11 protein-coding genes are annotated in these 11,351 nt (G+C 69.3%); 5 read left to right on the forward strand and 6 right to left on the reverse strand.

Annotated features, from left to right (window positions below; genetic code table 11):
- Positions 1 to 6: 6 nt before the first annotated feature.
- The 3 genes from HUV06_RS03210 to HUV06_RS03220 form a co-directional block, all read right to left on the reverse strand.
- Entirely contained in the window at positions 7 to 789 is a 783-nt protein-coding gene (locus HUV06_RS03210) for a DUF72 domain-containing protein (RefSeq protein WP_217433612.1), read from the reverse strand.
- A gap of 108 nt (positions 790 to 897) precedes the next feature.
- On the reverse strand, positions 898 to 2,265 hold the full coding sequence (locus HUV06_RS03215; RefSeq protein ID WP_174299832.1) for a glutamate--cysteine ligase: 1,368 nt from the start codon (positions 2,263 to 2,265) through the stop codon (positions 898 to 900).
- Positions 2,266 to 2,363: 98 nt separating this feature from the next.
- Positions 2,364 to 3,152 (reverse strand): 16S rRNA (uracil(1498)-N(3))-methyltransferase, encoded by a 789-nt coding sequence (locus HUV06_RS03220; protein ID WP_174299841.1) that lies wholly within the window; start codon positions 3,150 to 3,152, stop codon positions 2,364 to 2,366.
- A gap of 56 nt (positions 3,153 to 3,208) precedes the next feature.
- Between HUV06_RS03220 and HUV06_RS03225 the strand changes: the two genes are divergently transcribed.
- A complete protein-coding gene (locus HUV06_RS03225; protein ID WP_174299833.1) occupies positions 3,209 to 4,108 on the forward strand; it encodes an SMP-30/gluconolactonase/LRE family protein in 900 nt (299 codons plus the stop codon).
- A gap of 158 nt (positions 4,109 to 4,266) precedes the next feature.
- Here the strand turns inward: HUV06_RS03225 and HUV06_RS03230 are convergent, their stop codons facing one another.
- Both HUV06_RS03230 and acs read right to left on the reverse strand, forming a co-directional pair.
- On the reverse strand, positions 4,267 to 5,193 hold the full coding sequence (locus HUV06_RS03230; protein ID WP_174299834.1) for an SDR family oxidoreductase: 927 nt from the start codon (positions 5,191 to 5,193) through the stop codon (positions 4,267 to 4,269).
- A gap of 108 nt (positions 5,194 to 5,301) precedes the next feature.
- Complete coding sequence (gene acs, locus HUV06_RS03235; protein WP_174299835.1) at positions 5,302 to 7,266, reverse strand: acetate--CoA ligase; 1,965 nt, start codon at positions 7,264 to 7,266, stop codon at positions 5,302 to 5,304.
- A gap of 213 nt (positions 7,267 to 7,479) precedes the next feature.
- On the opposite strand from acs, the gene fabA reads away from it, so the two are divergent.
- From fabA to HUV06_RS03255, 4 genes are all read left to right on the forward strand, one after another.
- Positions 7,480 to 7,986 (forward strand): 3-hydroxyacyl-[acyl-carrier-protein] dehydratase FabA, encoded by a 507-nt coding sequence (fabA, locus tag HUV06_RS03240; protein WP_174299842.1) that lies wholly within the window; start codon positions 7,480 to 7,482, stop codon positions 7,984 to 7,986.
- Positions 7,987 to 8,025: 39 nt separating this feature from the next.
- Positions 8,026 to 9,252 carry a beta-ketoacyl-ACP synthase I gene (fabB, locus tag HUV06_RS03245; RefSeq protein ID WP_174299836.1) on the forward strand — a complete coding sequence of 409 codons (1,227 nt, stop codon included), beginning with the start codon at positions 8,026 to 8,028 and terminating at the stop codon, positions 9,250 to 9,252.
- Between the two features lie 37 nt (positions 9,253 to 9,289).
- On the forward strand, positions 9,290 to 10,405 hold the full coding sequence (gene mtnA / locus HUV06_RS03250) for an S-methyl-5-thioribose-1-phosphate isomerase (RefSeq protein ID WP_174299837.1): 1,116 nt from the start codon (positions 9,290 to 9,292) through the stop codon (positions 10,403 to 10,405).
- Between the two features lie 193 nt (positions 10,406 to 10,598).
- Positions 10,599 to 10,952, forward strand: a complete 354-nt coding sequence (locus tag HUV06_RS03255; protein WP_174299838.1) for a UrcA family protein — start codon at positions 10,599 to 10,601, stop codon at positions 10,950 to 10,952.
- A 141-nt stretch (positions 10,953 to 11,093) separates the two neighbouring features.
- Here the strand turns inward: HUV06_RS03255 and HUV06_RS03260 are convergent.
- The coding region (locus HUV06_RS03260) for a hypothetical protein (RefSeq protein ID WP_217433613.1) at positions 11,094 to 11,351 on the reverse strand (258 nt) is incomplete at its 5' end.

The following is an 11,351-nucleotide window of genomic DNA, read 5'->3' on the forward strand; positions in this document are numbered from 1 at the left end:
GTGCGATTAGAGCCGGGCGATGAGCGCCCGGGCGGCGGCAGGCGCGCGTACCTTGGCTCCGTTGATCATGAAGATGAAGACATCGCGCCGCCCGGCGGAGCTGGCCGGTTTCGATAGGTAGTCCAGGCCGGTCGGCGCACCGCCCTCAGCCCAGGTCTTGGCCATTCCGGCGAAACGGTCGAGCTCAGCGGGGATGTAGCCCGTCTCCACGCCTTCCTTGGCATCTTCCAGGCGGGCGTAGACGAAGTTCGCCGTGGAATCGGCCAGCGATGGATATTTGGCGCTGTCGGCGAAGACGACCGCCGCACCGCGCTTGCGGGCCATGTCCACAAAGGCCGCGTTGCGGAAGCTCTCGTGGCGCACCTCCAGGGCATGGCGCAGCTTGCGGCCTGAGACCTCGTCTGGCAGCAGGTCCAGGAAGGCCGCCATGTCCTCCGGCTCGAAGCGCTTGGTCGGCATGAACTGCCACAGGATGGGGCCGAGCTTGTCGCCGAGCTCGGCCAGCCCGCTGCCCACGAACTTGGCCACCGACTCGCCCGCCTCGGCCAGCACCTTGCGGTTGGTGCAATAGCGCAGCGCCTTCACGCTGAAGACGAAGTCGTCCGGCGCCTCCGCCGCCCACTTGGCGAAGGTGGCTGGCGACTGGGTGCGATAGTAGGTGCCGTTCACTTCGATCGCCGTGACCTGGCGGGAGGCGTACTCCAGCTCACGCGCATGCGGCAGTTTCTCGGGAAAGAAGGTCCCGCGCCAAGGCTCGAAGGTCCAGCCGCCGATGCCGACCCTGATCATGCACGCTCCCGACCGATGGGCCTGGGCCGGACTGTACCGCATCAACGCCCATCGATCTCCCCGCATCTCGAAGCGGATGGGGCCGAAGGGCGGGAGCGTGCGAAGTGTCTAGTAGGCCAGGTTGAACACTCGGTTCACGTCGCCCTGCCAGGGGCCGTGATACAGCTCGAGCAGGCGTTCGGCGGGGGTGACGCCGCTTTCGGCCACCTCCAGCAGCGGGTTCAGGAACACCGTCTCGTCGAGCATGCCGCCGTTCAGACGGTTGCGGCGCTTCAGACCTTCGCGCGAGATCGCGGTCATGTCCTTGGCCACATCCTGCAGCGTGCGGCCGGCGACCACGGCGTTCAGCCCCTGGCGTGCGGCATCCACGCGGAGCTGCAGCTTGTCCTGCATCGTCCAGGCCTTGCAGAGGTCCCAGGCCGCTTCCAGCGCCGCATCGTCGTAGAGCACGCCGGTCCACAGCGCGGGCAGGGCGCACAGGCTGGACTGCGGCCCGCTGTCGGCCCCTCGCATCTCCAGGTAGGTCTTCAGCCGCACTTCGGGGAACAGGGTGGTGAGGTGGTCGCCCCAGTCCTTCATGCCGGCGCGCTCGCCCGGCAGCTCGGCCAGCTCGCCGGCCATGAAGCGGCGGAATGACCTGCCGGCCAGATCGACATAGCGGCCGTTCCGCATGGCGAAATACATCGGCACGTCGAGCGCATAGCGCGCGTAGGTCTCGAACCCGAACCCGTCCTCGAACACGAACTCGAGCAGGCCGGTGCGGTCGGCGTCCACATCGGTCCAGACCGCGCCCCGCGCCGACAGCCAGCCGTTGGGCTTCCCTTCGGTGAAGGGCGAGTTGGCGAACAGGGCCGTGGCCACGGGCTGCAGGGCGAGCGAGACCCGGAACTTCTTCACCATGTCGGCTTCGGAGGCGAAGTCGAGGTTCGCCTGAACCGTGCAGGTCCGAAACATCATGTCCAGCCCGCGCGTGCCGACCTCGGGCATGTAGTCGCGCATGATTTTATAGCGGCCCTTGGGCATGACCGGCACTTCGTCCACCCGCCAAATGGGCGAGAAGCCGAGCCCCAGGAAGCCTATGCCCAGCTCGTCCGCGATCGCCCTGGTCTCGTTCAGGTGCTGGGAGGTCTCGCAACATATGTCGTGCATGGTGGCCAGCGGCGCCCCGGACAGCTCGAACTGGCCGCCGGGCTCCAGGCTGATGCTTGCGCCATTACGGCTGAGCGCGATCAGTGTCTCGCCGCCGTCCCGCGCCTCGTAGTCGCCCTTCCAGCCGAAGCGCATCAGCCCCTTCAGCAGGGCCTCGACGCCGTCGGATCCCTCGTAGGGGATGGGCCGCAGGGTGGCCTGGCGAAAGCCGAACTTCTCGTGCTCGGCGCCGACCTTGAACTCTGAGCGCGGACGACAACCTGCGGCCAGGTAGCCGGCCAGGTCCTCCAGACGCAACGGAGGCGCATCCACTTTGGCGTCGGCCATCGGGCCTCCAGGTGCGCGCGCGGCGTCCAAGATCGGATCGCAGCAACCGCGAGATAAGGCCGCAGCTCCCGGCGCTCAAGCCCTCGCTGCGTGGCGGCTCAGGCGCCCAGATCGGCTTCTGCCGGGGCGGCGCTCCAGTCGCCCAGCGCCGCCTGCCACAGGGCGAGGGCGCAGATGGCGGCGGTGTCGGCGCGCAGGATGCGGGGGCCGAGCGTCACGGCGATGACGAAGGGGAGGCTGCGCAACCGGTCCCGCTCGGCCGGATCGAAGCCGCCCTCGGGCCCGATCAGCATCGCCCAGGGGGCCTCGCGCGGCTGGTCCGCCAGCGCCTGGATGACCGATTGCGCCCTGCCCGCGTCGCCGCCCCAGCGCATCTGCGGATCATCGCCGGCCTCGTCGCAGAACATCAGCCGTCGCGCAGGCGTCCAGCTCTCGAGAAGCCGGTCCAATGGCTCGGGACCCAGCACCTGCGGCACGTCGAGCCGCCCGGTCTGCTCGGCCGCCTCCATCGCGATCGCCTGCAGGCGCGAGACGTTGGTGTGGCCGGCGTTGGTGCGCCCGGTGGTGGTCAGGCGGACTCGTCGGGCGCCGAGTTCAGCCGCCTTCTCCACGATGGTCTCGAGCCTGGAGCGCTTCACCAGCGCCACGACGAGGTCGAGGTCGGGCGGCAGGCGCATGGGGCGCATCTGCGCCGTCACGGCCAGCGCGGCGCTGCGCTTGCCGGTCGCCGTCAAGGTCGCGCGCCACTCTCCATCGCGCCCGTTGAACAGGTGGACCTCGGCGCCCGTGCCCAGCCGCATGACGTTGACCAGGTAATGGGTCTGCTCGGCCGGCAGGGCGACGGAGGCGCCCGCGACAAGGGCATCGGGAACGAACAGGCGGATCATGCGATCCGCCGTGGCACGCGCGCTCATCCCGCTCAAGTGCTGCAGGAGCCACGCCCATGGCCGGATACGAGATCGTCCCGCGCTCCGAGCGCGACCAGCTCGGCGAGACGCCCTTCTGGGACGGGGCGACACAGAAGCTGTGGTGGTGTGACATCGTTGGCAAGACGGTCAAGCGATTCGACCCCTCCAGCGGCCGGATCGAGCGCTGGCCGATGCCGAAGTACGTCAGCGGCGTGATCCCGAGCGAGGACGGCCACGCCCTGGTGATGCTGGTCGACGGGGTCTACCGGCTGGATCTGGAGAGCGGGGCGACAACCGAGTTCACCCGGCCAGACACCGATCCCCGCAACCGCTCCAACGAGGTGCGCACCGATCCGCAGGGGCGCCTCTGGCTGGGCACCATGTTCAACAACATTGGGCCCGGCGGGGAGGATGTGCCGGTGGCGGCGGACAACGGGTCGGTGTTCTGCATCGCCCCGGACGGCTTCGCCAAGCGGATGCTGAGCGGGATCAACATCACCAACACCTTCTGCTGGAGCCCGGACGGGTTGAGCTTCTACACCAACGACACCAAGCGGCGGGTCATCTGGGTGTTCGACTACGACCCCGACGGGCCAGCCCTGCACAACCAGCAGGTGTTCGCCGAGGGCGATGTCGCGCCGGGCAATCCGGACGGCGGCGCCATGGACGAGGAGGGGTGCCTGTGGAGCGCGCGCTGGGGCGGGAGCCGGTTCGTGCGCTTCACCCCTGCCGGCAAGATCGATCGCGAGATCGAGCTGCCCGCCAAGCAGCCGTCGAGCTGCGCCTTTGGAGGCGCCGACCGCAAGACGCTCTACATGACCAGCGCACGCCAGGGGCAGGACGACCTGCCGCCCGACGCGCTGGACGGGTCGCTGTTCGTGACCCGGGTGGACGTGGCGGGACTGCCGATGCCGAGGTTTGCTTCGGCAGGCTGATCCGTTGTGGGTCGCCTCGTCCTTCAACAAGCTCAGGATGAGCCGAATGGCCGTCCAGGCGCTCCCTCGGCTGTACGGCCGCGTCTTCGCGTTCCAACCGCTTGAAGTCGGCCTCATCCTGAGCTTGTCGAAGGACGAGGCCGCTCCGCCGCGGAAGGTTAGGCCACCGCCTCCGACCCGCCCGTCGCCGAATAGACCTCGCCGGTGATGTAGCTCGCTTCCTGCGAAGCCAGAAGTACATAGACCGGCGCCAGCTCCACAGGCTGGCCGGGACGGCCTAAGGCGGCCTCTTCGCCGAACTTCTGCACCTTCTCCTGGGTCTGGCCGCCGGAGGGCTGCAGCGCGGTCCAGAACGGGCCGGGCGCGACGACATTGGCGCGCACGCCCTTCTTGATCATCTGCTGGGACAGCGACTTGGTGAAGGCCACGATGGTCGCCTTGGTCGAGGCGTAGTCGAGCAACGCCTCGCCCGGCTTGTAGGCCTGTACCGAGGCGGTGTTGATGATCGAGGCGCCGGGGGGCAGGTGCTCGGCCGCCGCCTTGGTGATCCAGAACATGGCGTAGACGTTGGTCTTGAAGGTCTCGTCGAACTGCTCAGAGGTGATGTCGGCGATGGTGGGCTGGGTGGTCTGCTTGCCGGCGTTGTTGACCAGGATGTCCAGGCCGCCGAACGCCTTCACCGTGTCGGCCACGATCTGCTTGCAGAAGGCCTCGTCCCTGATGTCGCCGGGGAGCGCCAGCGCCTTGCGGCCGTCGGCTTCGATCAGCGCGATCACTTCCTTGGCGTCGGCCTCTTCGTCCGGCTCGTAGACGATGGCGACATCCGCCCCCTCACGGGCGAAGGCGATGGCGGCGGCGCGACCGATGCCGGAGTCGCCGCCGGTGACCAGCGCTTTGCGGCCGTCCAGGCGCGCGTGGCCCTTGTAGCTGGTTTCGCCGTGGTCGGGCTTGGGGTCCATGGCGCGGGCCAAGCCCGGCGCCTGCTGGGGCTGCTCGGGGAAGGGCGGCTGGGGGTATTGCGTGCGGGGGTCCTGCATGCGCAGGCGCTCGTCGGCGGCGGGGAAGGCGTTGGCGGCGGCGTCCATGGGGGAGGTTCCTGGCGGCGGACGCGAGGGTGCGTCCGTCTTCGGAAGTCTCAACCATCGGGCCGGACCGAAGTTTCCTTCTTCCCCCCGCCCGCAAGGGAGAAGACACTAACCCGCCGTTTCCCGCCCCTTCACCAGCTCATCCACGACCGAGGGGTCGGCGAGCGTTGAGGTGTCGCCCAACTGGTCGGTGGCGCCCTCGGCGATCTTGCGCAGGATGCGGCGCATGATCTTGCCGGAGCGGGTCTTGGGCAGGCCCGGCGCCCACTGGATGGCCTCCGGCGCTGCGAAGCGGCCGATGTCGGTGCGCACCACGTCGGCCAGGGTCTTCTTCAGCTCGTCCGTCGGGTCGTGGCCCTGCCGCAAGGTGACGTAGGCGTAGAGGCCCTGGCCCTTGATGTCGTGAGGAAAGCCGACCACGGCCGCCTCCGCGACCGAAGGGTGGCCGACCAGGGCCGACTCCACCTCGGCGGTGCCGATGCGGTGGCCGGAGACGTTGATCACGTCGTCCGTGCGGCCGGTGATCCAGTAGTAGCCGTCCGCGTCGCGCCGCGCCCCGTCTCCCGTGGTGTACTTGCCGGGATAGGTCTTGAAGTAGGTGTCCACGAAGCGGGCGTGGTCGCCATAGACCGTGCGCATCTGCCCCGGCCAGCTCCTGGCGATCACCAGGTTCCCCTCCGCCTCGCCCGCCAGCACCTTGCCCTCGGCGTCCAGCAGTTCAGGCACGACGCCGGGTAGCGGCAGGGTGGCGGAGCCCGGCTTGAGCGCCACGGCGGCGGGAGTGGGCGAGATCAGCACGCCCCCGGTCTCGGTCTGCCACCAGGTGTCCACGATGGGGCAGCGGCCCTCGCCCACCACCTTGTGATACCAGCGCCAAGCCTCCGGGTTGATGGGCTCGCCGACCGAGCCCAGCACACGGAGCGACCTGCGCGAGGTCGCCTTCACGGGACCATCGCCCTCGCGCATCAGGGCGCGGATGGCGGTGGGCGCCGTGTAGAAGATGTTGACCTGGTGCTTGTCGATCACCTGCCAGAAGCGCGAGCTGTCGGGCCAGGTCGGCACGCCCTCGAACATCAGGGTCGTCGCCCCGTTGGCCAGCGGGCCGTAGACGATGTAGCTGTGGCCGGTGACCCAGCCGACGTCTGCGGTGCACCAGAACACTTCGGCTTGTCCAGGAGGATTGGCGCGGTAGTCGAACACCGTCTCGTGGGTGTAGGCGGCCCAGAACAGATAGCCGCCGGTGGTGTGCAGCACGCCTTTGGGCTTCCCGGTCGAGCCCGAGGTGTAGAGGATGAACAGCGGGTCCTCGGCGCCCATGGGCTCCGGATCGCAGTCGGTGGAGACCTTCGCGGCCTCGGCCTCGTAGGCGAAATCGCGACCCTCGGTCATGGCCACGGTCTTGCCGGTGCGGCGCACCACCAGCGCGGTTCGCACGCCCTCGGCCTGCTCCAGCGCCTTGTCCACGCTGGCCTTGAGGGCGAAGGTCTTGCCGCCGCGCATGCCCTCGTCGGCGGTGACCACTACCGTGGAGCCGCAGTCGGTGATGCGGTTGGCGATGCTCTCGGGCGAGAAGCCGCCGAACACCACCGAATGCACCGCGCCCACCCGCGCGCAGGCCAGCATGGCGTAGGCGGCCTGCGGGATCATCGGCATGTAGATCGTCACCCGGTCGCCCTTCTTGACGCCGTGCGCCTTCAGCACGTTGGCAAAGCGGCAGACCTCCTGGTGCAGCTCGCGGTAGCTGATCGCCCGGCTGTCCTTGGCGTCGTCACCCTCCCACAGGATCGCGGTCTGGTCGCCGCGGGTGTCGAGGTGGCGGTCCATGCAGTTGGCGCTGACGTTCAGCACGCCGTCGCCGAACCAGCGGATGTGCAGGTCCGAGGCGTCGAAGGAGACGTCGCTGACCTGGGTGAAGGGCTTGATCCAGTCCAGCCGCCGGGCGGCGTCAGCGAAGAAGCCGTCTGGATCGGCCGCCGCCCGCTCGCGCTCGGCGGCATAGCTCACCGCATCAAGGGATGAGGACGCGGCGAGTTCGAGCGGCGGTGGAAAGACGTCAGGCGCAGCGTCGTCCATCAGGCATGTCCTCTTTTCGTTGGGCGAAGGCTAGCGCCGCGCTTCCGTCCTCGGCAAGCGGATCGGGCCGCCGGGCCGGTTCCATGGCCCAGGTTGAGGCGGCGCGCCGGCTCGTGTACCCCTCGCCTTCGACGCGGCGGCCTTGGGGACGCTCTGATCCAGGATGCGCCAGACGCCATGACCGCCGTAGATCTGTCCCTGCCCGCCTACGCCATGTCGAGCTTCGACCACGACGACCTGCTGTCCTGCGCCCGGGGCGAGATGTTCGGGCCTGGGAACGCCCAACTGCCCTCGCCGCCCATGCTGATGATGGACCGGATCACCGAGATCACCCTCCATGGCGGCAAGCACGGCAAGGGCTTCATCCGCGCCGAGATGGACGTCGATCCCGACCTCTGGTTCTTCAAGTGCCACTTCCACGAGGACCCGGTCATGCCCGGCAGCCTCGGGGTGGACGCCCTCTGGCAACTGGTGGGTTTCTTCCTCGGCTGGTCCGGCAAGCCAGGACGCGGCCGGGCGCTGGGCGCGGGCGAAGTGAAGTTCCGCGGCCAGGTGACGCCCGACGTGAAGCGCATCACCTATCTTGTCGACATGAAGCGGACGATCGACCGCAAGCTGATCATGGGCATCGGCGATGCGGTGCTGGAGGCGGACGGGAAGGCCATCTACACCGCCGAAGACCTCCGCGTCGGCTTGTTCGACGCCAAGGGCCTCGTGTAACACCCGCGAAACAGCAGCCTGCGAACGAGGGAAGGGTTCATGCGCCGCGTCGCGGTCACCGGCATCGGCATCGTCTCCTCGATCGGCTCGACGGCCGCGGAGGTGGCCCGGTCCCTGCGCGAGGCCCGGTCCGGCGTGGTCCTGGCCCCCGAATATGCCGAGCTCGGCTTCCGCTGCCAGGTCCATGCGCCTCCCAGGATGGCCGGCGGAAGCTGGGAGGCCCTGGTGGACAGGCGGGCCGCCCGCTTCCTCAGCCCGGGGCTGGGCTACGCCCACATCGCCATGGAGCAGGCGATCTCTGACGCCGGGCTCTCGCCCGCCGACATGGCGCACGAGAAGACCGGCCTGATCGTGGGCGCCGGCGGGCCTTCCACCCGCACCATCGTCCAGGCCGCCGAGACGACCCGCACCAAGGGACCCAAGCGCGTGGGCCCCTTTGCGGTGCCCAAGGCCATGTGCTCGGGCCCGTCGGCTGTGCTGTCCACCTGGTTCAAGACGCGCGGAGTCAACTACTCCATCTCCTCGGCTTGTGCGACCTCCACCCATTGCATCGGCGTGGGCTACGAGCAGATCGCCATGGGCAAGCAGGACATCGTCTTCGCCGGCGGCTGCGAGGAGCTGGACTGGACACTTTCCGTGCTGTTTGACGCCATGGGCGCCATGTCCTCCGGCTTCAACGACCGCCCGGCTGTGGCCAGCAGGGCCTACGACGCCGACCGGGACGGCTTCGTGATCGCCGGCGGGGCCGGAATCGTGGTGCTGGAGGCGCTGGACCGGGCGGAGGCGCGCGGCGCGAAGGTCTATGGGGAGATCGCCGGCTATGCCGCCAACGCGGACGCCCACGACATGGTCGCCCCGTCGGGCGAGGGCGCGGTGCGCTGCATGAAGCTCGCACTGGAAGGCGTGGGAGCGCCGGTGGACTACCTGAACCCCCACGGCACCGGCACCCCGATCGGCGACGCCAAGGAGATGGAAGCGGTGCGCCAGGTGTTCGGCGACCGTGTCCCGCTCATCTCCTCGACCAAGTCGCTGACGGGTCACAGCCTGGGCGCGGCCGGCGCACAGGAGGCGATCTACTGCCTGCTGATGATGCAGGACGGCTTCGTGGCCGAGAGCGCCCACATCGACACCCTGGACGACGCCTTCGCCGACCTGCCCATCGTGCGTGCGCGCAGGGACGGCGTGAGGCTGAACACGGTAATGTCCAACAGCTTCGGCTTCGGCGGAACCAACGGCTGCCTGGTGATGACCCGGCACGAGGCGTGAGGGTCCACGCGCGCTCCCTCCCGCAAGGGGGGAGGGGATGAACATCGCCGGCCGTCCCACCCGCACCATCTGGCCGGCCGCCGACGGCTCGGGCGACGTGGAAATCCTCGACCAGACCCGCATCCCGCACGCCGTCGCCACCGTGCGCCTGCGCACGCTCGACGACGCCGTTCGGGCCATCGCCGAAATGCAGGTGCGCGGCGCGCCGCTGATCGGGGTGGCGGCGGCCTATGGCGTGTGTCTAGGCCTGCGAGAGGATGCCTCGGACGAAGGCCTGGAGCGGACGCACGACCGGCTGCTGGAGGCGCGCCCCACCGCGGTGAACCTCGCCTGGGCCCTGAAGGAGATGCTCGCCGCCGTGCGCAACCGCCCGCGAGGCGACCGTCTGGCCGCCGCCTCCGCACGCGCCGCCGAGCTGGCGGATGCCGACGTGGCCACCTGCGAGGCCATCGGCGAGCACGGCGCAAGGCTCATCGCCGAACACGCCGAGCGCAAGGGCGGTGGGCGGGTGGAGGTGCTGACCCACTGCAACGCCGGCTGGCTGGCGACGGTGGACTGGGGCACGGCGCTGGCGCCCATCTACAAGGCTCACCGCTCCGGCGTCGACGTCCACGTATGGGTGGACGAGACGAGGCCGAGGAACCAGGGCGCCAGCCTCACCGCCTTCGAGCTGGGGCAGGAGGGTGTGCCCCACACCATCATCGCCGACAACACCGGTGGCCACCTGATGCAGCACGAGATGGTCGATCTCTGCATCGTCGGTTCCGACCGCACCACCCGCACCGGCGATGTCTGCAACAAGATCGGCACCTATCTGAAGGCGCTCGCGGCCCACGACAACAGCGTGCCCTTCTACGTCGCCCTGCCGTCCTCCACCATTGATTGGAGCCTGACGGACGGAGTGGCCCAGATCCTCATCGAGCAGCGCTCCGCCGAGGAGGTCACCCGCATGACCGGTCGCACGGCCACGGGCGAGGTGGTCAGCATCGACATCGCCGCGCCCGGCAGCCCCGCCGCCAACTACGCCTTCGACGTGACGCCGGCGCGCCTGGTCAGCGGCATCATCACCGAACGCGGCGTCTGCGCCGCCGACGAAGCGGCGCTCGCCCTGCTGTTCCCGGAGCACCGCCCGACGGCGCCCAACGCCGGGTGAGCCCTGCCCCGCCGGGACGTTCACCCATCTCAGGATCGGCTCGCTGGCGGGGGTTCGGCGCCACGAAACATTACGCACGCGTCATCTTGTGAACCTTACTTCATGACGCAGCCTTAACTGGCTGACCAAGCACATCCCCAGTATTCCATGGATACCCGCTGAGGGCGGCGAAACACATTCACGGAGACTGAAAATGAGCAAGGTCCTGAACACGCTTTCGGCCATCGGCGCGCTGGTCATGGTCGCCACCCCCCTGGTCGCCATCGGCGGCCTCGCCCATGCCGAGACCGGCGTCCAACCCGTCCACATCATGGTCGGGGATCTGAACCTGAGCCAAGCCGCCGGCGCGGCGACCTTCCGTCAACGCGTGGACATCGCCTCGGAGCAGTTCTGCACCAGCCGTGGCGAGATCAGCCTCGGTGGCGTCAACAGCTGCCGGCAGGCCTTCCGCGAGGAAGCGGTGGACGGGCTGGGCGCTCAGCAGCGCCAGGACCTTCGCTCCAGCCAGACCACGAGCCGCACCAGCTGGGCGATGGCCAGTCGCTGAGCGGCTTGCAAGACCAGGATGCCTGACGCGGAGCCCCTGCCATCCCGGATGCGCCCTTCGCGTCTTCGGGAGCCAGGGCCTCCGGGCGGCGTCCATGCCGGGTTCCAGCCGCGCCGGCGGTGACCGTCAGGGCGACGCCGCTTAGCCGTTCGGCGCGGCGCCGCCCGCCTGGGCGCTCGCCGCGGCCGGCAGGGCGTAGGGAGAGCCGGCCGGCAACGGCTGGGCGAGCCTGGCGGAGGGCGTCGGCGGCGCAGGCGCCCGCTGGAGGCCGCGAAGCCGCAGTGTTCCGGGCGAAGAGAGGGCGGGCCTGTTCAGCGCCAGCTGGGCGGGATGCCCCGGGCGCCTGTGAGCGGGCTCGAAGACGAAATCCACGCCGACCTGCGCGCTCGCCAGCGGCGG

It is taken from the genome of Caulobacter sp. S45 (assembly GCF_903642205.1).
GTDB lineage: Bacteria > Pseudomonadota > Alphaproteobacteria > Caulobacterales > Caulobacteraceae > CAHJWH01.